This window comes from Streptomyces sp. NPDC058295 (genome assembly GCF_042880655.1).
Lineage (GTDB): Bacteria > Actinomycetota > Actinomycetes > Streptomycetales > Streptomycetaceae > Streptomyces > Streptomyces coriariae.
Map to the genome: position 1 here is coordinate 36880 of NZ_JBHVYO010000049.1, position 20684 is coordinate 57563.

15 protein-coding genes and 3 pseudogenes are annotated in these 20684 nt (G+C 69.4%); 11 read left to right on the forward strand and 7 right to left on the reverse strand.

What is annotated here, in order from left to right:
- Positions 1 to 6 precede the first annotated feature (6 nt).
- Positions 7 to 1398, reverse strand: a complete 1392-nt coding sequence (locus ACFVYS_RS35910; protein ID WP_389508984.1) for an amidase — start codon at positions 1396 to 1398, stop codon at positions 7 to 9.
- Positions 1385 to 1594 carry a hypothetical protein gene (locus tag ACFVYS_RS35915; protein ID WP_327188099.1) on the reverse strand — a complete coding sequence of 70 codons (210 nt, stop codon included), beginning with the start codon at positions 1592 to 1594 and terminating at the stop codon, positions 1385 to 1387. The genes ACFVYS_RS35910 and ACFVYS_RS35915 overlap by 14 nt, the downstream gene beginning before the upstream one ends.
- A gap of 128 nt (positions 1595 to 1722) precedes the next feature.
- Here ACFVYS_RS35915 and ACFVYS_RS35920 point away from each other — a divergent pair, with 128 nt between their 5' ends.
- Together ACFVYS_RS35920 and ACFVYS_RS35925 are read left to right on the forward strand one after the other, a co-directional pair.
- Positions 1723 to 2985 carry an MFS transporter gene (locus tag ACFVYS_RS35920; RefSeq protein ID WP_389508986.1) on the forward strand — a complete coding sequence of 421 codons (1263 nt, stop codon included), beginning with the start codon at positions 1723 to 1725 and terminating at the stop codon, positions 2983 to 2985.
- 51 nt (positions 2986 to 3036) lie between these two features.
- Positions 3037 to 3939, forward strand: coding sequence for an MBL fold metallo-hydrolase (locus ACFVYS_RS35925; protein ID WP_389508988.1), 903 nt, complete (start codon positions 3037 to 3039; stop codon positions 3937 to 3939).
- A gap of 539 nt (positions 3940 to 4478) precedes the next feature.
- On the opposite strand, the gene ACFVYS_RS35930 is transcribed toward ACFVYS_RS35925, so the two are convergent.
- On the reverse strand, positions 4479 to 5153 hold the full coding sequence (locus ACFVYS_RS35930; RefSeq protein WP_389508990.1) for a class F sortase: 675 nt from the start codon (positions 5151 to 5153) through the stop codon (positions 4479 to 4481).
- Positions 5154 to 5269: 116 nt separating this feature from the next.
- Positions 5270 to 5761, reverse strand: coding sequence for a sortase (locus ACFVYS_RS35935; protein ID WP_389508992.1), 492 nt, complete (start codon positions 5759 to 5761; stop codon positions 5270 to 5272).
- Between the two features lie 2181 nt (positions 5762 to 7942).
- Between ACFVYS_RS35935 and ACFVYS_RS35940 the strand changes: the two genes are divergently transcribed.
- Positions 7943 to 8287: a hypothetical protein gene (locus ACFVYS_RS35940; RefSeq protein ID WP_389508994.1), complete on the forward strand. Its 345-nt coding sequence runs from the start codon at positions 7943 to 7945 to the stop codon at positions 8285 to 8287.
- Between the two features lie 751 nt (positions 8288 to 9038).
- Positions 9039 to 9528 (forward strand): annotated as a pseudogene (locus tag ACFVYS_RS35945) (RNA-guided endonuclease InsQ/TnpB family protein); the annotation flags it as partial.
- 116 nt (positions 9529 to 9644) lie between these two features.
- Here ACFVYS_RS35945 and ACFVYS_RS35950 read toward each other — a convergent pair.
- Positions 9645 to 10778 (reverse strand): hypothetical protein, encoded by a 1134-nt coding sequence (locus ACFVYS_RS35950; RefSeq protein ID WP_389508996.1) that lies wholly within the window; start codon positions 10776 to 10778, stop codon positions 9645 to 9647.
- Positions 10779 to 11094: 316 nt separating this feature from the next.
- Here ACFVYS_RS35950 and ACFVYS_RS35955 point away from each other — a divergent pair, with 316 nt between their 5' ends.
- On the forward strand, positions 11095 to 11937 hold the full coding sequence (locus tag ACFVYS_RS35955; protein ID WP_389508998.1) for a DUF6461 domain-containing protein: 843 nt from the start codon (positions 11095 to 11097) through the stop codon (positions 11935 to 11937).
- Between the two features lie 294 nt (positions 11938 to 12231).
- Positions 12232 to 12370: pseudogene (locus ACFVYS_RS35960) on the forward strand (IS5/IS1182 family transposase); the annotation flags it as partial.
- Positions 12371 to 13327: 957 nt separating this feature from the next.
- Here the strand turns inward: ACFVYS_RS35960 and ACFVYS_RS35965 are convergent.
- A pseudogene (locus ACFVYS_RS35965) lies at positions 13328 to 14235 on the reverse strand (LysR family transcriptional regulator).
- Between the two features lie 139 nt (positions 14236 to 14374).
- On the opposite strand from ACFVYS_RS35965, the gene ACFVYS_RS35970 reads away from it, so the two are divergent.
- The 3 genes from ACFVYS_RS35970 to ACFVYS_RS35980 all read left to right on the forward strand — a co-directional run bounded on the left by ACFVYS_RS35970 (position 14375) and on the right by ACFVYS_RS35980 (position 16741).
- Positions 14375 to 15193: a 3'(2'),5'-bisphosphate nucleotidase CysQ gene (locus ACFVYS_RS35970; protein ID WP_389509000.1), complete on the forward strand. Its 819-nt coding sequence runs from the start codon at positions 14375 to 14377 to the stop codon at positions 15191 to 15193.
- Positions 15194 to 15234: 41 nt separating this feature from the next.
- Positions 15235 to 15831, forward strand: a complete 597-nt coding sequence (locus ACFVYS_RS35975) for an NADPH-dependent F420 reductase (protein ID WP_389509002.1) — start codon at positions 15235 to 15237, stop codon at positions 15829 to 15831.
- A 646-nt stretch (positions 15832 to 16477) separates the two neighbouring features.
- Complete coding sequence (locus tag ACFVYS_RS35980) at positions 16478 to 16741, forward strand: hypothetical protein (RefSeq protein ID WP_389509004.1); 264 nt, start codon at positions 16478 to 16480, stop codon at positions 16739 to 16741.
- 263 nt (positions 16742 to 17004) lie between these two features.
- On the opposite strand, the gene ACFVYS_RS35985 is transcribed toward ACFVYS_RS35980, so the two are convergent.
- Entirely contained in the window at positions 17005 to 17577 is a 573-nt protein-coding gene (locus tag ACFVYS_RS35985) for a hypothetical protein (RefSeq protein WP_389509006.1), read from the reverse strand.
- Between the two features lie 1172 nt (positions 17578 to 18749).
- Here ACFVYS_RS35985 and ACFVYS_RS35990 point away from each other — a divergent pair.
- A complete protein-coding gene (locus tag ACFVYS_RS35990) occupies positions 18750 to 19778 on the forward strand; it encodes an NAD-dependent epimerase/dehydratase family protein (RefSeq protein ID WP_389509007.1) in 1029 nt (342 codons plus the stop codon).
- A gap of 578 nt (positions 19779 to 20356) precedes the next feature.
- Positions 20357 to 20684: FAD-dependent monooxygenase (locus ACFVYS_RS35995; RefSeq protein ID WP_389509009.1), on the forward strand; the 328-nt coding region annotated here is incomplete at its 3' end.

The window sequence follows — 20684 nt, forward strand, 5'->3', positions numbered from 1 at the left end:
CCGCTCTCAGGCGGTCGGCGCGAGCGATCGGGCGGGCTGCGTCCGCTCGTAGGCGTGGCCCACCCGCAGCAGCTGCCGCTCACCGAAGGGTCGCCCGAGCAGCTGCATGCCGATCGGCATGCCTGCCGTGTCGTGGCCCACCGGGACGGACAGGGCGGGCACTCCGGTGATGTTGGCCGGGGAGGACAGACGCACGTAGGCGTCGGAGACGGCCTCGGTCGAGCCGTCGGACCAGGTGACGCTCTCCTGGCCGGTCTTCACCGCGGTCATCGGGACCGCCGGGGCGGCGATCACGTCGACCTTCTCCAGAATGCGGGCCCATTCTTCCTGCATGAGCGTCCGGGAGCGCTGGGCACGCAGATAGTCGCCCGCGCCCATCAGCTCACCGGCCTCCAGGAGGATGCGGACGTCCGCCCCGTACAGCTCGGGGACGGCACGCAGCGTGTCCTCGTGGTAGGCGGTGGCCTCCGGCACCATCAGCCCCCACTGGGTGGCCTGGACGTACCGGGTCATCGGGATATCGATCTCGACGAGATGGGCGCCGAGCGTCTCCAGCTGCGCGATGCCCCGGCGGACGGCGGTCTCCACCTCCGCGTCGACATGGTCGAAGTAGTAGTTGCGCGGTACCCCGACGCGCACGCCCGCCAGGTCCGGCTCCCGTTCCGGCCGGTGGTCGATGGCGGGGGCGTCCAGCGAGGTGGGGTCACACGGGTCGTGCCCGGCGAGGACGTTCAGGACCAGGGCCGCGTCCTCGACGGTGCGGGTGACCGGGCCGACGTGGTCCAGCGACCAGGACAGCGATGTGACGCCGTGGCGCGGCACCAGCCCGTAGGTCGGCTTGAGGCCGACGACCCCGTTCAGCGCGGCGGGAACCCGGATCGACCCGCCGGTGTCGGTGCCGAGGGCGAAGGTCGCCGCCCCGGCCGCCACCGCGACGGCGGACCCGCCGCTGGAGCCTCCCGCGACCCGGCCGCGGTCCCAGGCGTTGGCGGTCTGCGGGGTGGTCAGGCCGTAGGCGAACTCGTGGGTGTGGGTCTTGCCGACCAGGACGGAGCCTGCGGCCCGCAGCCGGGCGGCGACCGTGCTGTCGGCGGCGGCGCGGTGGCCGGCCCGGACCCGGGAACTGGCGCTGGTGGGCGAACCGGCGACGTCGATCAGGTCCTTGAGCCCGGCCGGGACGCCGTGCAGCGATCCCCGGAACATGCCGCGGGCCGCTTCCTGCTCGGCCTCCCGCGCCGCGCCGCGGGCCTGCTCAGCGGTGACCGCGACGTACGCCTCGACGCGCGGGTCCACCTGGTCGATGCGTTCGAGGACCGAGTCCACCAGCTCGACGGGGGACAGCCGGCGGGCCCGGATCTGCTGCGCGGCGTCGGCGAGGGTCAGCTCATACGGCTGCATCGTGCTTCTCCTTTCCAGCGCGGTAGGCGCCGGCGGGCGGGGTGTCCCCGAAGTCCAGCTCACGCAGGACCGAGACGACGGAGTGGATGTGGTTGGCGGTGGCGGCGACTGCGGCGTGGCGGTCATCGGGCAGCGGAAGTCCGGCACGGGCGGCCCAGCGGGCGGCCTCGGGCGGCGTGAGTTCAACGGAGGGCACGGGTTTCTCCTGATCAGGGGGCGTGGCAACGAAGCACCCCGCACTAAAAGCCAACGATTTGCGTTAACCCGACCATAGGTTCTACGTTCGGGTTAACGCAAATTCATTGCATTTACGGAAGGAGTCCCATGCCCGGCGTCATGTCCGACGCACCCGCGCACGTCGCCCATCGGGCCGCCCGCGCCCGTACGAAGAGGCGCACGGCTTCTTTCGCCCTCGACGTGTCGATACTCGCGGCCCTCCTGGCCGCGTCCAGCGCTCCGACCCCGCTCTACCCTCTCTACCAGGACCAGTGGGGCCTCTCCGCGCTCGCCGTCACCGTGGTCTTCAGCGCGTACGCCCTGGCCCTGTTGCTGGCCCTGCTCACCACCGGAACGCTCTCCGACCACCTGGGGCGACGCCCCGTCCTGGCAGGCGCCCTGCTCATGGCGGCCGTCTCCATGGTCCTCCTGGCCTCAGCGGACGGCGCGGGCTCCCTGACCATCGCCCGGGTCCTGCAAGGAGCGGCCACCGGCGCGGCCACCAGCGCCGCGGGCGCGGCGCTCCTCGACCTGGAGAACCCCCGGCGCCCGGGCCGGTCCGCCCTGGCCAACAGCGTCACCCCGGTCGCCGGTATGGCCACCGGCGTGCTCGTTTCCACCCTGCTCGTCCGTTTCGCCCCCGCCCCCACCGTCACCGTCTACGTACTGCTGGCGGCGTTGTTCCTCGCCCAGGCGATCGCGGCCACCTTCACCACGGAGACGGCCCACCGCCGCGTGGGAGCGCTGCGGTCGCTGCGCCCGCGGGCCGGCGTCCCGCCCCCGGTCCGCCGCACCCTGCTGGCCGCGGGCGCCGCTGTCGGCACCGTCTGGGCGCTGGGCGGCTTCTACTCCTCCCTCGGTCCGGCCCTCGTAGGCCTGGTGGCCCCCGATGCCCCGCAAGCAGCCCGTGGCATGGTCTTCTTCACCCTCAGTGCCACCGCCGCGCTCACCGTGTGGGCGCTGCGGCGCAGGCCGCCCCGCGCCACGGCGATCGGCGGCTGCCTGTCCGTCCTGCCCGCCGCGGCCCTGACCCTGAGCGGTCTGCACGGCGCCGGGCTGCCCGCGGTCTACGGCGGCGCGGTACTGGCCGGCATCGCCTTCGGCGCCGTTTCCCAGGGGGCGCTGCGTATGCTCCTCGCCTCGCTCGACGAGCGGGACCGCGCCGCGACACTGGCCGCCTACTACATCCTCAGCTACCTCTCCATGAGCCTGCCCGCCGTCGCCGCGGGCGCCGCCACCCAGCACTACGGGCTGGGGGCCACCTCACACGCCTACGCCATCACCGCCGCTCTCCTCGCTCTGGCGGCCCTGGCGGCACTCACCGCGTCACGACACGGGGCGGCCCGCCCCGAAGCCGACCGCTCCCACTGAAGAGAACAACCGACCGCTCCCACTGCAGAGAACCAAAGGAAACGACACACCATGCACACCTCCCCCGCCGCCACCCCCGTCCCCTCCTGGACCGTGGGCGGCGTCACCGTCCACCGCATCGACGAAGTCGCCCTGCCGCCCGCGACCGGACCCTGGCTGCTGCCCGACGCCACCCCTGAGATGGTGACCGCCCAGGACTGGCTGCACCCCCACTTCGCCGGCCAGGACGGGATTCTGCACATCGACAGCCACAGCTTCGCGTTCGTCGTGAACGGGCTGCGCGTTGTCGTCGACACCGGCATCGGCAACGGCAAGGAGCGGGCCAACCCGGCCTGGCACGACCTGCGGACCGACTTCCTGGAGCACCTCACCGGCGCCGGTTTCCCCCCGGACTCCGTCGACCTGGTGATCCTCACTCACCTGCACGCCGATCACGTCGGCTGGAACACACGGCAGGTGAACGGCGAATGGGTCCCCACCTTCCCCAACGCCCGCTACCTCACCTCCCGCGCCGAGCGGGAGTTCTGGGCCACGTACGACTTGGAGGAGCCTCGCGAACAGATGTTCCGCGACTCCGTGATCCCGGTCGAACAGGCGGGTCTGCTGAGCACGGTCGACGTCCCGCACGAGGGGGCCGAGATCTCCCCCGGCCTGCGCTTGATCCCGACACCCGGCCACACCCCCGGCCACGTCGCCGTGGAACTGACCAGCCAGGGTGAGACGGCGCTGATCTCCGGCGACTGCGTCCACCACCCCGTCCAGCTCGCCCACCCCGTCATCGGCGCCTGCGTCGACATCGACCCGCGGCAGTCCGAGGCCACCCGCCGCGAACTGCTCGGCTCCCTCGCCGGCACGGACACCCTCCTCCTCGGCACCCACTTCGCACCGCCCACCGCCGGCCGCGTGGTCGCCCATGGGGACGCCTACCGGTTGGATCCCGTCCCCGCTTCCTGATGCCGTTGCCACGCCGTCTCGGTCACCGCAGGTATGGCCCAGCCCCTCGGACCCCACCAGGGCCGCTCCTCTCGAATTCGCCGCCGAGGTCGAACACGCCAGGGACAAGTACGCGAAGGGCGTCTACGTACGGGGGATAGCCGGCTCGAGTCGATGGGTTTCCCGCGCTGCAGTCGTATCTGGCGGGGATCGAATCGGCCGACGCTGACCTGCAGCGCGAACGGCTCGAAGTGGCGCCACGACATCACCCGCCTTCGCGACGTCCTTGACCCTTCGCTCCCTCCACAAGAGGAAGCGCTCTTCGACATCTAAGCGATCACTCGCAGTCACGGCTCACAGAAGTTGGACCAGAGCCCGAGAACGGGAGTCTTTTGTCGATGAGCGCGGGCGCGGCCACAGCCTCAGGGCGCTCTACGAGGTGGCCGCGTTCGAAGTGGGCTCCTGCCCGGACGAGGGCGACGAGGTGGGGTGAGCTCACGGCCCGCCAGCGGGCAGCTCAGGAGGCAGCGGCTGTGCCGGACCGACGCCGAGCGATGGCCTCATCTGACCGCGGTGAGTGTCGCGTAGACCACGAGGTTGCCCTGGTATCCGGTGTGCTTGGCGTAGCCCCCGCCGCAGGTGATCACCCGTAGTTCAGCGCGCTCGGAGATGCCGTACACCTTCTTGCTCGGGAAGCGTTGCTTGTCGTAGATCTCGAGGGCGTCGACGGTGAATACGGCTGTGCGCCGGTCCGCCCGGTCGATCTCGATGGTGTTGCCCTTGGTCAGGGCGCCGAGCTCGTAGAAGACGCCCGCGTTGCCGGTGGGCAGGTCCACGTGGCCCGCGGTGACGGCTGTCCCGGCAGATCCCGGTGCCGTGCCCTCGCTGTACCAGCCGGCGCGGTTGGGGTCGTCGGCGGGCGGGGGCTCGAGCGCCCCCGATGAGTCGAGGTGCAGCTTGGTGACGGGGGCGTTCACGTTGATGGCGGGGATCCGGAGCCAGAGCGGGTCCGCGGGCGGGAGCGGGGACACGGCGGGGCCGGCTGGGGCGGCGGTGCGGTAGACCGAGGCACCTGGCAGCGGAGAGAGTGCCTGACCGGCGGAAGGCTGTGGTGGCTGCTCGTCGTGTACCGCGCCGGCCAACAGCACGGTCCCCGCCACGAGCGTCCAGGCCAAAGACCTGGCCGAAGGGATGAACGGGGATGAGGAAGAGTCGGTGGTACGCCTGGAGGCCATCGCGGTGGGTTCTTTGCCTGCAGCGGGGGAGAGGGGAGGCGATCGGTTCCCGGCCGGTTCCCGGGACCAGGAAGGCCTCGGGAACCGGCCCCGGGAGCCGGTGGGGCAGCAGGCAGTCAGTTTCCGTTCGAGCTCGTGCGGCGGCGCATCCTCACCAGCCCCCCGGCAGCGGCTGCGGTGACCAGCGCCGCGCCCAGAGCGAGCTGCGGGACTCCCCTTCCTGTGTCTCCGAAACCGGCCTCGACGGCACCGTCAGGCTGGCGTGTCGGGAGCTGGTACGAGTCCGTGATCCTGGTCCGCGGCGGGCATTTGACGGTTACGGTGTCGGTACCGGGCGAAGATCCTTCCGGCACGGTGAACTCGCCGGTGAGCACGCCCTTGCTCTCGCCTTCGAACAGGTGGAACGCCCCTGCCACCTCGGACTCGCCCTTGCCGTAGGTCACGTCCGCACCGCATGCGGTGGTGCTGACGGTGACCGTGGAGCCGTGGGAGGTCCGCTGCGGGCGAATGTCGAGGCCTGAGTCACCGGCGGCAGCGGCGACTGGAATCTGAAGAGCCAGGAAACCGGCCATCAGGCCGATAGTGAAGCCAACACGTGTACTGCCCACAAGAACCCCTCCAGCGGAGCATTGTCCGTTCTGTTGCGTGAAGCCTGAATTGTGCATCACTGCTGAGGCAACCGACGCTGTGTCACCTCCGCAACATGACGGATCGGCACATGTCTCGCCCGGACAGGCGTATCGATTGCCTGAGAACGGGCATTCACACAGGTCAGAGAAGTGGGAACCGGAGTGGTGGGGGATTCGCCACAGGTCGGCAAACAGGCTAATGAACTCACACCGGGTGTGCCCCTCCGCCCGCTGAGGCAGGGCGCGGGTGACCACTTCCGGCTGCGCCGGGACCTGGGGAGACGGGTACTCGCGTGTCACCACGGTCGGGAACAGGCCTCTTCGCTCTTCCTTGTGATGGGCGGTCCGTCGTGATCGTTTCTCCACCTCAGTGCCTGGCATACCGGCCTGGCCATTGATGGACGCGATCCACGGGCCAGCACCCCTCGAGGTCCTGCCCGGTGCGGCTCACCCCGCACGGCCGCCGTTTTACAGACGTCCCGACCGGCGTCCAACCAACATTGTCTTCCCGAGTGGACTGCGGGTATGAGCACGTTCTCCAGCCGAGATCGAACGCGCCACCCGCCTCGCAACATCCCAGCTCAACGCCCGAGCCCGGCCCTGGGTATGGGGAAGACCCGCACCACCAACCCGCCTACTACGGCGCCGATATGTGTACATTCAATGAGGAATCCAGCACTAGCACGGCCTGGAGATCGTCGAGGCCGTCGCCGAGGCGCCCTCTTCATCGAGTAACAGCCGGTCGGCGAACGCAGCACAGCCCGTATCACCCTGCTCGACACCGTCAGCGGCGACGTCGAAGGTGACCTGCTGCCCTCAATCAGCTTTTGCTGCGTCCAATCGGCGTTGGCCAATGCCCCGAGAGGGCGGTGACGTTTGCGTCAGAAATACTTCAACTGGTTTGCGTTACCTGCGCAAACGCTAACTACCCGGCCTTGGGTCAAGCCCCGATGCCGCCGGTAGGCGGTCAAGCCGCACGGGCGGCTTCCTCGACGCCGAGATGGACAAAGCCCGGGAATGACTCTTGAAAGACTCGCTCCACCGGAGCTTGTGCTCTTCGGGAACTTCAGGTCCCGGGTGTCGTACCAGGTGTCGGAGGCGGGGCCTGGGCGGCCATCCTGTGGTGTTTCGTGCTCAGCCAATTCGGACAGGGCGAGGGTCCCGCAGGTATCCGCCAAGGCTTTCACCTGCTCCAACTCGGCGAGTGCCTCGGCCTGGCGGCCGGAGGCGGAGAGCGCGGTACCGGCGGTCAGCCGGGCCATGGCCTCGTTGAGAGGCATCCGGGCCGCGCGACAGGTAAGAACCCGTGACCGTCGCAGCGGCCGGCGCGCTGGGCGCGGTCTCCGGCCCGGGGACGGATACCGCCGCCACCGTGCAAGTGACCTCACCGCGGTCGTCCGGCACATCCGCTCAAGACCTCCATCAGCCGTTGTCGACCAGGGCCCGGGGCAATGGCCTTGCTGAGGGACACAGGGCCATCGATGCTGGACCAGTGCCAGGTCAGCGGAAGAGGAAGCGCCAGCAGCAGGATGCGAGTCGGCGGGCCACCGCTCGTACTGCTCCTGGCTCGGGCTACTGGGAGGTGTTGTACGAGACTCAGGACGAGTCGGAGTGGCGTGCTCACCTTCGCCGTCTGCGTTCCGCAGAGAAACCGATCGACTGGGCGCTGACTCGGATCGACACGCTCTGTGGACGACTGGCGCAGCCAACCACTCATCGACTCAGCCGACTCTGACTGCGATCCCTCCCGGGACCATCCCGATCATTGATCTTGTGGTGCGAGTTCGCCAGCAGCGTTCAGTTCGCAAGTGTCGGCGACACGCAAGCAGGATTCGGTGCAGCAGGTTGAAGACCTCGGCCTGCTGCCACTGCGCCAGCAGGTCTGCCCGGAGCCGAACCCCAGCTCCGGCGAGTTGTGAATTCGCTCGGTCGGTAGGTTTGGACGGGGTTCGTAACGGGCGGGGGCAAGAGTTTCGACACGCCTATTGGGTCCATGCTGTCCTGGGGGCGGCGTGACCCACGGGCACCAGCTAGCGGAACGTTCGAGACCCGCGCCGGGCGATATGGCGGCCACGGTCGCCTCCGGCTGCCGGCCTACTCACGCGCATCTAGGTAGCCGCACCCAGGTGGAAGACGCCTTCCGCCGCCTAGTTTCGGACCATGAGTTCCGCACAGCAGAGCGATCCGTTCGAAGAAGAGGCTCCCCCGCAGCTGACGGGCGCCTGGTCACTCATGGTGGGCACCGCTGCGGTCGTGGCGATCGGCTGCCCGCTGCTTCCGGAATCCGTTCCGAACCAGTTCCGCTACTTCCCTGTCTACTTCATCCTGCCCTTGGGGATCTGGGCGGTCGTCTCAGGAGGTATTGCCCTGCGACGTATGCGCGGCGACGAGGGAGCCAGTCGCATCCGGGCGCGGGCCGGGATCACCCTCGGCGCGGTGGCCGTTGCGACGGCGGTGACCATCATTGCCTGGGCGTGCTGGGCTTTGAACGGCATAGGAGAGTGACGGCCTCCTATCGAGCTCGTGCAAGGTAGGCGGTAGGACGTCGAGCTCTGATCGTGATCACGGGCGTTCGGTGGGGCGCCCTGCCCGTGCAGGGATCGGCAGAGGCCGAACGAGTAGAGGCCTGCTGGCCGCTGTGATCACTGGACTGGCCCGCGGGACGGTCACAGCCGGTACGGGCCTTGTGCTGCGACCTCGAACAGCGTTTCCTTCGCATAGCTGGCGACCAGGCGCCGGCGGCCGTCGAGGCTGGACCCAGACCCACTGCAGCCCCTGATCGACGACGTCTCCGATCTGCGCGGCGTGGGCAAGGCGGGCGGCGGCAAGACAGAGCGCGCCCTTGGAGCTGCCAGGCCGCCGAGTCCTCGATGCCGGTGGTGTCCTGCCGCCCCCACCGAGCCGCCCGCTGGGCCTCGCGCCGCTCCCTGCGGCGGGCGTCACTGCCAGCCGCCCCGTTCGAACTGGGTACGCCTGGAGGAGCTGACGGGTTTACTCAAGCCGCCCACGGTGCACCCGGCTCGCCCAGCTCCAAGCCGCCTTCGACGTGTTCGGCGGCGGATCACGGTGGGCGATGCGCGGGTGGCGGATTGGTCCTTGGCGATTCGGGGCGGACCGCTGGCCCAGCCGCTGCGGCTTCGAGCGCCGCTGGACGTTGGGTTCCGACATCAGCTGAAGACGGCGAGCTCGCAGCGCCCATTTGGGGGTGCGCTGGATGTCGAGCCGTATCTCGGCCAGGTCGCCCAGCTCCGCCCTCGACGGCCTCAAGGGCAAGGGCCCGCGCATGGGCGCGCCGCGCCTGAAGTCGAAGCGGGACAACCGGCAGTCGATCCGGTTCACCGCGAACGCCGCCTGGCGGATCACGTCGGGCGGGAAGCTGCGCCTGCCGGAAGATCGGTGATCTCAAGGTGAAGTGGTCCCGCGCGCTGCCGTCGACGCCGTCCGCAGTGACGGTGATCAAGGACAGCGCGGGCCGGTACTTCGCGAGCTTCGTCGTCGAGACGGACGCCTCGGAGGTCCTGCCCGAGACGACGCCAGAGATCGGGGTCGACCTCGGCCTCGGACACTTCGCCGTCCTCTCCGATGGCCCTAAGGTCGACAGCCCGCGCGTCCTGCGCCGGGCCGAGAAGCGCCTGAAGAAGGCGCAGCGGTAGCTGTCCCGCAAGCAGAAGGGTTCCAGCAACCGGGGCAAGGCCAGGGTGAAGGTCGCCCGCGCTCACGCGCGGGTCGCCGACGCACGCCGAGAGACGAGCGGCTGGTGGGATGCCTGACGGACCGGCGTCGAAACCTGGGCGATGGTGGCCACGAAGCCGAGCAGTTGCCCGGCCACGGCAGGAAAGGGGACACCGCAGGAGCAGAAGCCCTATCGAAGGTTGCGGCGGTCAAGGCGTTGCACAAGGCCAGGGCGATGGCGGTTGGCCTTGCGCAGGCGAGTCAGGCGCTGGTGGAAGTCGGCCTGCTGTTCGGTGCCGGCGCAGGCGTCGCGTAGGTCCGCGAGGAGAGTGACGGCTTGGTCGTGGGCGCTGGGTTTCCTTGTGGCCAGGTGTGCCTCGATCTGCTGCCAGACGGATTCTGCCTCGTCGGTCAGGGCGTTCAGGTGCCGGGTGCGTGCCGCGGCTCGTTCGGCTTTGGCGTGCTGTCGGCGGTCTGTGTGCAGAGTGTGCGCGGTGTCCAGCAGGTGGGCCGCTGACCTGCGCCTGGCGGCAGTGGGGGCGGGGGTGGTGGTGCCGCGCAACTGGTGGAGAAGTTCGGTGTGGAGGCCGGGTTCGGGTCCGAGGGCGAGCCGTAGCAGCAGGGTGTCCTTCTCTTTCTGCGGCAGCGCGGCGATTAGCGGTGCGAGTTCCTTCTTCGTGGGCCGGGGCGGTTTCGCGGACATGGTGGGACTGGTCTGAGCCGCGGCGGAGAGCAGGTCCTGGTCCACGCGGAGGAAGTCCGCGAGCGCGCGCTGCGGGGCGGTCAGTTCACTGAGCCCTGCCGGGACGGGCGGCTCCAGACAGGTCCGGTACTCCTCTTCGTCGTCGTCTACCCGTCCCCAAGCTGCGAGCGCTGAGAGCCAGGCGAGGTAGAGGGGGCGCAGGTCGCCGGTAGTGAGTTCGTCGCGGACGCCGATGAGGGCGGCGAGCGAGTCGTCGGCGCCCTCGACCCAGTCGCCTTCTTCGTCCTCGCTGGTCAGATCGAGGAGGAGGTGAGTTCGGGTGGTCCAGGCATCGAGGTGAGGGCCGAGACAGTAGGGCTCGACCATGGGCAGGCTAAGTGTCCGCTGAGGCAGGCGGAGCATCAGCCGGTGGGTGCCCCAGTTGGCTACGTATAGGTGAGCGTCGAAGTAGCGCTCGGTCATACGACGCGGGTCGCCCTTCAAGTCACCCCACTCGTAGGTGTTGGTGAAGCTCGTGGCGGTGATCCGGGCCCGGGTGGAGACAGTCCGCAACTGCTTCTGCTCCTCGCCGTTGAGCGGCCGGTCGAGCGCCTGGAACTCGTAGTACTGGTACTCGCTCACGCGGCGGGCCCTACCGCCGTCGCAGTCGACCTCGCTTGGCAACGGAAGGGTGCGCCATTATGGATCCCAGCGCCGGTAGGTCTCAATTCAGACAGGATCACCTCCCTGCGGGGCCGAGCTGAGCCGACGCTGCGGCCGCCGCGCTGCAGGTCAACGACCCGGCCAAGGCGTTCGAACTGCTGGAACGCGGGCGCGGCGTGCTGCTGGCTCAGGCCCCGACGACCGTGCCGAGGGCGGCGCGACCCGAGGACCTGCTCCAGCTGTAGGAACCGGTTTGCACCGGGCGTTGTCAGAGGCATCAGGCACACTGCGCCGTATGAACTTGGTGACTGCGCACGATTACGCCTGGATCCGCACCTCGCCGCTCTTCCGCCACATGATGGAGAGCGGATACACCTTGACACTGATATGGGGGCGGACCCCGCGCGAGGTGCTGTGTGCGATGGAGGCGGAGCCGCGCGGCACTGGGGAGGGAACGGCCGGGCTGATCGAGGCGGACGACGCTCACCGCGCCGAGGTGGATTACGACTACTGGGACGAGTCCTACGTCGCGGGCGCCTTCAGCGCTCCGGGCGAGAACGGCGACTGGACACTCGTCCTCGGTTTCGACGGTGGGCTGGGCATCGCGGCGCCGTGCGTGGAGACGCTGTCGAGGGGCGGCCGGGTCGTGGCGCACTCGACCAACGGCGGCAAGCCCATCCACCTCTTCCACTGGTTCGAGGACGGTGAGCTCCGTACGACGTTCGAGGGCCCCTCGTTGCGCGACGGTAATACCCCCGATGAACTGGTCCCCCTGCTGCGGGAAGTCGGCTTCCCTCTGACCCTCAAGGGAGAGCACGACGAGAGCGCCCCGGTCGTCGACGGGAAGGCGGCGGTCCTCGCTCTGGCCGAGAGACTCACCGGCATACGCGTCACTGAATCCCTCCTCCAGGACGCTACGTACGAGTTGGGACTCGTCCCCGAACAGCCCGCCGAAGAGTGGACCAGCGTGGTCATCGACATCACCGATGCCCACGGGGAGCGCCTGCACAGGGAATGGACCTACGCGGAGATCGCGACGGCGTCGGACCGCGTACGGGCGGAGGCAAACGCGCCGGTCGTGATCACCTACAACGAGCCGCCGGCCATGGATCGTTCGGAGCACGAGACAGGTGAGTAGCGAGCGAGCGGGTGGAGGGTGCCCCGTGTTACACGCCGCCCTCTACAAGGGAACGTGCCGGCACGCGGGCTTCAGCGAAGATGGTCCGGCAGGCTTCTTGAGCCGTCGCCAGCAGATGAGGCCGCAGCCCAGCGAGACGAAGGCATCGTGGAGGCCCACCGCACAGCCAGGCGCTTGAACCGGTGCAGCAGGGCGAAGGTCTGCGCGACCACGTAGCGGAGCTTGCCCAGGCCCTTGAAGTTCGGGGCGCCTCTGCGGGAGATCACCGGCAGGATCCGGCGGCGCCGAAGTTCAGCCGAGGAGTCGAAGAACTATCGGTACTCCACCGCCCATCAGGCGGTCATCGACGCCGATACCCTCCGCGTCGTCGTGGTTGGCCGGCCGCTGCCCGGCAACCGGCACGACTCCCGAGGGTGGGAAGAGTCCAGCCCGCCGTCGGCAACGCGATGTCGACGCTCCGGGGGTCAGGGCAGCTTACCCCCGGTCCCGCACGCACTGCCCAAGACCACCACCGTCACCTGGACCCGTGGCACGACCGTCTGAAGAACACGTACGTCGACACCCTCGCCGACCTAGCCACGGCTCCGACCGCGACGAACTCGTCCGGGACCAGCATTACCGCGCCCTGCTCGCCCTCTCTCACCAGCTCGAGAGCACGCGCTCGATCTAGCCCCAGCGAAGCGCATGCACCTATCTCTGCCCCAGGGCGCAAACTGCGCGGCGGGTCGCGGGCGACGGCTCCGATGGCGCCTCGTTGACCTGGCAGAACGAACTCCTGGCCTTGCGCTCTTGGCCATGGGCAAGCGCGCAAGGCCGTGTCCAACAGGTCACACCCGGAGTCCGGCACCCTGTGCGCGGCCGCCCCGACGCGACCAGAGGCGCGATCAGGGAAGCGCGGCCGTGTCGCCCCGCGAGAGGCAGAGCACATGGAGATGCCTAGCGGCAGCCGGCGGGACAGGGCAGCGAGTGCACCAATTCCTCACCTCATGCGTGTCCAGCCCCCGGTCCGATGTCGCCGAAGCCGCCACGAACTCCCTTGCCGGGAAGTACGGCACCTACCGACCCCTATAGGCGGTCCGGCACCCCAGGTTCGTCGTAAACCCGCGCCCTGTCACCGGAGAATCGGCTGTCGCACCCGTGGGTTCCTACCGAGAACCCTTCAGTTTTCGCGAACTCACGAGGCTCCCCGGGCGTGAGTAGTTGAGGTACAGGAAATCCCGGTGAGATTGACTTGCCCACCGGCAGATCCGCGATTGTGAGCCGCAGGCGTCGGTCTGGCCGCCTCCACGGCCAGCACCCGCAACGACAAGCGGCTGCTGACGTTCAAGCAGATCGCCGTGCTGGTCGCGTGGACCGTGGACGTACGGGTGAAGCGGCCGGACGGCGCCGACTACGACGCTCCGCACGTGGCCAGCGCGGTTCGCGCCAGTCCCCGCAGCCAGGTGTGGGCGTGGTCGGTGTCGTAGCGCTGATGCCACGACAGGTATATCGGTGCCGACGGCAGTTCGAGCGGGAGGGGGAGCACGACCAGGCCGAGGTCGGCGACCGCTGACCTCGTGGTGGCGGCCTCGGGGACGCTGACCAGGATATCGGAGCCGCGCGCGAACTCCAGCGCGGCCGCTTCCGTGGGCGCGGTCGACACCACGTGGCGGGTGAGGCGGAGCCGCGCGAGGGCGTCGTCGATGGCATTGCTGAGGTTTCCACGTCGCGAGACGGTGACGTGCTCAGCGGCGGCGTACCGCTGTGCGGTGACGGTCCCGACGCGGTGAGGGGGTGCCCCTGCCTTGCGACGATGACGAGGCGGGTCTCGCCCACGTTCTCGGCACGGATGTCCGGTGCGCTCGGGCGGTTGGCGTTCGCCTCCAGGTCGACCTCGCCGCGCCGCAACTCGGGGGTGTCGATGCTCGATTACGCGACGAAGCGCAGTCGCACGCCCGGCGCCTGCCCGCGCACGGCCGCCAGCAGTGCGGGGCCGCTCGAGGCGACCAGGGAATCGTGCCGGCGGAGTGTGAAAATGCGCTCCAACGTTGCCAGATCGGGTTCACGGCTCGGTGCCAGCACCCCGTGTACCTGGTGCAGCAGCTCATGCACCTGTTCCCGGACGGCGATCGCATACGGCGTCGGGGTCATCGTGCGGCCGGTGCGCACCAGGATCTGATCCCCGGTCGTGCGCCGAATCCGGCCCAGACTCCGGCTCATCGCGGGGGCGGTGACATGCAGGCGCGCCGCCGCTCCGGCCACACTGCCCTCCTCCAGCAGCGCGTCGAGCGCGGCGAGCAGATGCAAATCCAATTGCATGTGAGTAATCCCAGCCGTGCCTGACATGCATTTGAAGTTAACCGCAGGGCTGCATACCGTTGAGGTGAAAGCGCAGGAAACCAAGCGCAGTTGGGCCTTCGACCGGCCTCAGTACCCCTCCTCAGACGGGAATACCACCATGTCCGAAACGCTCCAGACCACCGACGTCGCCGCCTCCGACGCTGACCTGCTCGCCCAGACCGCGATCGCCGTGCGTGAGGCGGGTTCGGCGCTGCGTGGCCGCTTCGGCGAGGTGGTCCGTTACCAGAGCCGCGAAGAGCTGATGAGCGCGCTCGCCGGCAACGACGACACGGCACTCGATATCCTGCGCCCCCGCCTCACGCGGCTGCGCCCGGAGGCCGGCTGGGTGGAGGACGAACTGGACGGCGGGGCGCTGCCGCCCGGCGAATGGTGGGTCGTGGATCCGGCCGAAGGCAACGTCAACCACCTGCACGCCCTGCCGGAGTGGGCGGTGACCGCCACCCTCGTGCGTGAGAACCAGCCGGTGCTCACCGTGGTGCACCTGCCGTTGACCGGCGAGACCTACACCGCGCTCACCGGTGCGGGCGCCCAACTCGACGGCCGGCCGATGCACGTCTCCCAGAGCGCGGACCTCGGCCTGAGCATCGTGGCCACCAGCCAGGCCCGGCCGGACGAGGACGAAAAGGTCGTGCGGCGCGTCGGCTCCTCGATCACCGCGATGCTCTTCGACGCGCTCGTCGTACGCGTCGCCGTGCCCGCGACCCTGCATCTGCTGAACGTGGCCGCCGGCCGCATCGACGCCTTCTGGCAGTTCGCCGGCGCCCGCGCGGACCTGCTTCCCGGAGCGCTGCTCGTCACCGAGGCCGGCGGACGGATCTCCGACGCCGAGGGCCGCCCCTGGACCCCGCAGAGCCAGAGCTTCCTGGCTGCCGCGCCCGGCGTCCACGCCGAGGCCGTATCCACGCTCTCGCGCTGACCGCGCACCACAACCTCCACGCACGGAAGGACCAGATCATCATGACCACGATCGCAGTTCTCGGAAACGGCCGCGTCGGCGGCAACCTGGCCGCAGCCCTCGCCCGGGCAGGACACGAAGTGACCGCGGCGGACCGCACGCCGGGCGTCGCCGCCGACGCCGCCCGGACTGCCCGGATCGTCATCAACGCCACCCCGGGTGCCGGCTCGCTGGACCGGCTCGCCGCTCTGCGCGAAGAACTCCGGGACAAGATCCTCGTCGACGTCTCCAACGCCACCACCGACGGACCGGACGGACTGCCCGCCGAACTGATCTACCCCGGCTCGAGCCTCGCCGAACAACTCCAGGAAGCGCTCCCCGAAACGCGCGTCGTCAAGACACTCAACACCATGCTCTTCCCGGTGATGACCTCGCCGGCCACGCTCGCCCAGACACCGACCGCGTTCCTCTCCGGCGAGGACCTGCAGGCCAAGCAGACCGTCCGCGAACTGCTCACCGACCTCGGCTGGCAAAAGGAATGGATCACCGACCTCGGCGGGATCCAGACCGCCCGCGCCACAGAGGCCGCGATCCTGTTCGTACCGCACGTCATCCGGTCCGCCGGATTCACACCCTTCGCGATCTCAATCGCCCGCTGACTGTCGAGCTGCGCTGGCTGGAGGCAGCCGGAGACGGCGCGCGGCATGGATGGTTTCGCACCTTCAACCAGGCGCGTCTGCCCATGGGATAGGCCCGATCGGCGCCCTTCACCACGACGCCCTCGATGCCCGCGGCGCCCCAGGCCAGGTCGAGCCAGTCCAGGGCGGTTTCCCGGTCTGTAGTGGCGGGGCACAGCGTGAACCGGTGCGCTGAGCACGCCGCTGGCGAAGAGGTCCTCGAGTCGCGCGCGGCGCTCACGGTACGGCCGTGCGGATTAGGTCAGTACTCTTCACCTGAGATGTGCTCCTTCAACAGCAACGGCCAGGACCCTCCACAGGTCTCATCGTTGCAGGTCAGGAGCACTTCTCGTGTCTCTGAGCAAGCGGTAGACGGCACCGCTCGTGAAAGCCCGAGGTTAGTGAGCCGGCAGGTACCTGCGACAGCTGCCTCTCATCGACGCTGAGCGATCGCGCAGTCGCCCGAATCGGCAGGGCTCTTCGCACCGATGCAAATCTCGTGGGCAGCCTGACAGTTGACGCCGTAGTCTCCCCGGGATGACTACCGTTTCCGTCGAAGATCTCAAGTGCTTCACTGCTGGCAGCTTTCTCCGCCCCTGGGGTGCTCGCGCGGAGTTATAGCGGCCCCTTGGGGAGCGCCACGGGCGCCGAGCGCTTGCAGATCCGCCTGTACGATCTGCTCGCTCACGGATGGGACCTCGCCCAGGCCATCCAAATCCCCGCCCGGCTGCCCGAAGACCTTGCCGAGCAGGCCCTGGCGTTCGCTCAGGCCCAACTCTCCACCCAGTCCCGAACGGGACGATTCGCCGAGCCGCGACCCGTCGAGGAGACCGCTCCGGCCATTGACCGCCTTGCCGCGTTTCTCGGCCGGCCGGTCCCACCGCAGCTGTGAGACCGATCGAGTGCAACTGACCGCCCCGAGCCACGCCCGCTGATGATCTTCAGTTCCTCGGACGACGACGGTCGGGGCGGTCAGTATCGGCTGGGGCAGGTGCCATGTCACCGGGGATCTCTTCCACCAGGCGGCGGTGGCGTTCGGGTGTACTCCGGGAGGGTCCCGGTCGAAGGCCGAACCCGCCCTGGGCCGTGAAGTTCGGGGCGGGTTCGGTGTGGGCCCTTGTGGGGTGTCGGTTGGGCCCTGGCAGTGAGGGAGGCTTACGCGCGGTGGAGTTTCCAGTCGCCGACGTTCTGGGCCCGGTTGTAGTAGGCGTTGGTGCACACGTCGTACTTGCTGCCGCCGGCGGTTCCGTGTCCGTTCGTCTCCAGGAAGCCGCCGTTGTCCCCGTAGGTGTTCCACAGGTGGATCACGTCGCCGGGCCGGACGTGCTGGTCACCGGGGCTGGACGCCTGGGCGAAGAGGCGCCAGCGGCCGGTACCGGGGGCGCGGTCCTGGTCTTTGGAGGTCAGGACGTTGAACTTGCCGCCGCTGTTCTTCTGGTCGGCGGTCGCGTGCCCGTTGGTGTCGAGGTAGCCGCCGTCACCGCCGTAGAGGTTGCGCAGATAGACCAGGTCCCCGCTGGCCACGTTGGCTCCCACGGCTTTGCCGGTGGCGGAGAGGATCTGCCAGGTCCCGGTGCCCTCTCCACGCGTGGGCGAGTCCGTCGTCGACACTCCGTACTTCGCCCCGCCGTCGCTGCTGTGGCCGTTGGTGTCCAGGTAGCCGCCCGCCCAGCTGTTGTAGCCGTTCTGCAGGTGGACCTGGTCGCCGTACTTCAGCTCGTTCGCCATGCTTCTCCCCTGGTCGACGTAAGGCATACGGACGGCACCCGCCCCGATGGCCAGGTCATCCCCCCGCAGCCATCCGAGTGTCACTTGCCAGCGGCAGGTGTTGACCTGCTTCGCATGCCAAACCGCCCGCGAGGGGGGCGCTGGAAGCGCGACCACGGTTCACCGCCACCAGCGCGCACGGAACTGCGGAACTGTCTGCCCCGGGGCGATCCGGCCGATCTTGCGGCAGCCGTCGGAAGACCCCTCCGCTGCTGCCCACGCAAGAAAAATGTGAAGCAGCTTCTCAGGCGCTGCGCGTACTGGTGAATCGGGTGGTCGGCCCCCAGCCCTGCAGAACCGGTGTCATGCACCACTGGCAGAGGGGCTGCCGCCGTGGCCGTACTTGTGGATCTTGCGCTGGCAGATGGCGCAGGATCCGACCTGGCTGCCCAAGCAGACGAATACGGACGGGTCAGGGTCTGAGACGGGAGGCGGGGGCGGTGAAGTGCTCATCGTGCTGGTGTCCTTGCGGCGGGGGACGGTGGGTGAGGGCCGAGGTGGTGCCGCGGGGTAAGCCGGGGATGTCCAGCTGGCTGTCGGGCCGGCAGTGGGTGCAGGGCCGCAGACCTCCGGCGAGGAGACGGCGTGCTTCGCCGAGCTGGAGATGATCGTCGGCTTCGACGACGACCTGGCCGGCGAAGACACCCCCCGGACCGTTGTCGGGATGACCGCCAACGTGAGTATGCCCACCAGTACGCGGACGTCTTCGGCTGAGGCAAGGAATCCCCGGTCCTCGTCCATCAGGAACCGGTAGCCGAACGCCAGCGACAGCACCATCCACCCGAGGCCGCCCTGTCCCACCTGGTCTCCCTGCGTGCCGCGCTGCCCCGCGCCCGGCCGGCGCGGGCTGGCAGGGCGTCCCGCCAGTGGTCACCAGAAGGACGAGGGGAGTGCCGTTGACACTGAGTGCTACGCGGCCGGTGCGCTCCGTCCCCGACTGCCGCGCAGCTCGTTGGCGTGAAGCACTGGGCGACGGACCCGGGGCAGGCGGTCTGGGTGTGGGAGCTGTGCTGACCGTGTGAACGCCTTCGCGGCCTAGCCGCGCAGGCCGGCGCGCTCGGAGGGCGTCGCGTGCGCCCGGCGGGGCCGGGTACTCGGCCAGTCCCTGCGTGGACCGGCGAGAGGAGCCGACGGTGAGCAGCGCAACGGGCAGCAAGGTCGTCGTCACGGGTGCGACCGGAAATGTCGGCACGAGCGTGGTGCGGCTTCTGTCGGAGGACCCGGATGTGGCCTCGGTACGGGGTCTGGCCCGGCGGATCCCGGACTGGTTGCCGCGCGAGACCGAGTGGACGGCCGTTGACCTGGCCTCGGACCGGGCCGATCTCGCAGCGGCCTTCGTCGACGCGGACGCGGTCGTGCACCTGGCCTGGGCGTTCCAGCCCACACACGATCCGGCGGCGACCTGGCGTACGAACGTCCTGGGCAGCATCCGGGTATTCGAGGCCGTGGCCGCCGCGCGGGTGCCCGTCCTCGTGCACGCGTCCTCGGTGGGCGCGTACTCGCCGGGACCGAAGGACCACGCGGTGGACGAGTCCTGGCCCACGCACGGCTGGCCGGACGCCGCCTACTGCCGGGAGAAGGCCTACCTCGAGCGGACCCTGGACACCTTCGAGCGCGACCATCCCGGGATCCGGGTGGTGCGGATGCGGCCGGCGTTCCTGTTCAAGCGGCAGTCGGCGAGCGAGCAGCGGCGCATCTTCGGCGGCCGGTTCCTGCCCGGCCCGGTCGCCCGCCCCGAACTGCTGCCGTTCCTGCCGGACATTCCGGGACTGCGCGTCCAGGCACTGCACACCGACGACGCGGCCGAGGCGTACCGGCTCGCACTGCGTACCGAGGTGCGCGGCCCCTTCAACCTGGCCGCCGGGCCGGCCCTCGACGCGGAGCTGCTCGGCGAGATGTTCGACGCCCGCCCGGTGCGCCTGCCCCGGACGGCGGCCCGATCGGCGATCGCCGCCGCCTGGGGTCTGCGCCTCCTCCCGGCCTCCCCACACCTCTTCGACGCGGTGCTCAGGCTCCCTCTGATGGATTGCACGCGTGCCCGCGTCGAGCTGGGCTGGCATCCCCAGCACACGGCACCGGAGGTGCTGGAGGAGTTCCTCTTGGGCCTGCGGGCTGGTGAGGGCGAGGCCACCGAGCCGATGCGCGGGCGCAAGGTGGGCTGAGCGCCCAACGCCCACGCCGGGGGGTGTCGGTGAGCGCCGGACCGGATCAGGCCGTTCCAGCGGGCCGGCCGTCCTCGCCGACGCGTTGGCGCTGCCGCCGTCGCACACTCGCTGTTCGGCTGCGCCCATGCACTCGACCAACGACCTTGCGCACCTCTGGTCAGCCATCCATACGGATCCCCTTGAACTCGGGCCCCAGCCCCCCGCCGCCTGGAACGCTGTGCGGAACGCCTCCGGCCCGACACTTCCACCGAGGCCGCTGTGCCTTCGTCGTCTCCAGGTCCGATCTGCCAGCGAGTTGACCACCCGGCGGATCCGCGCGTTCACGGACTCGATCGCGTTCGTTGTGCAGACGATGCGGCGGATCTCGGTGTCGAACGTGTTCGGCCGTGCCCCTCGCACCGAACAAGGGGGAGTGGGGTGTCTGGTGGGTTCCTGTTTCGCTTCGGTGGGTCCTGGTGGGTGGGTGGTGGGGGTGGTTTGGTGGGGGTGGTGGGGAACCGTCTGTTCGGTATATTTTCGGGTTGTTGGGGCGGGCTGCGGGCTGTGGGCTGCGGGTCGGTGGATTGGGGGCGGGGATGGTGGGGGTTGTGGGGGTGCAGGTGGTGGTGGTGGGTGGGGGGCCGGTGGGGTTGTTGTTGGCGTGTGAGTTGGCGGGGTTTGGGGTGCGGGTGGTGGTGGTGGAGGCGCGGGGGGTGGTGAGTGGTCGGCCGAAGGCGACGACGTTGCATGCGCGGACGGTGCAGGTGTTGGCGCGGCGTGGTTATCTGCCGGCTCTGACGGGTGCGGGTGCGGGTGCGGGTGTTGGGCCGGGTGTGGGTGCGGGTGTGGGTGTGGGGGATGGCCGGGGTTCGGGTGTGGGGGATGGCCGGGGTTCGGGTGTGGGGCAGGGTTCGGCTGGTGTGG

Bases quoted from the DNA above. Each gene is read 5' to 3' on its own strand.
- ACFVYS_RS35910 (WP_389508984.1), bottom strand. From the start codon at position 1,398: ATGCAGCCGTATGAGCTGACCCTCGCCGACGCCGCGCAGCAGATCCGG.
- ACFVYS_RS35920 (WP_389508986.1), top strand. From the start codon at position 1,723: ATGCCCGGCGTCATGTCCGACGCACCCGCGCACGTCGCCCATCGGGCC.
- ACFVYS_RS35925 (WP_389508988.1), top strand. From the start codon at position 3,037: ATGCACACCTCCCCCGCCGCCACCCCCGTCCCCTCCTGGACCGTGGGC.
- ACFVYS_RS35930 (WP_389508990.1), bottom strand. From the start codon at position 5,153: ATGGCCTCCAGGCGTACCACCGACTCTTCCTCATCCCCGTTCATCCCT.
- ACFVYS_RS35940 (WP_389508994.1), top strand. From the start codon at position 7,943: ATGAGTTCCGCACAGCAGAGCGATCCGTTCGAAGAAGAGGCTCCCCCG.
- ACFVYS_RS35955 (WP_389508998.1), top strand. From the start codon at position 11,095: ATGAACTTGGTGACTGCGCACGATTACGCCTGGATCCGCACCTCGCCG.
- ACFVYS_RS35970 (WP_389509000.1), top strand. From the start codon at position 14,375: ATGTCCGAAACGCTCCAGACCACCGACGTCGCCGCCTCCGACGCTGAC.
- ACFVYS_RS35975 (WP_389509002.1), top strand. From the start codon at position 15,235: ATGACCACGATCGCAGTTCTCGGAAACGGCCGCGTCGGCGGCAACCTG.
- ACFVYS_RS35985 (WP_389509006.1), bottom strand. From the start codon at position 17,577: ATGGCGAACGAGCTGAAGTACGGCGACCAGGTCCACCTGCAGAACGGC.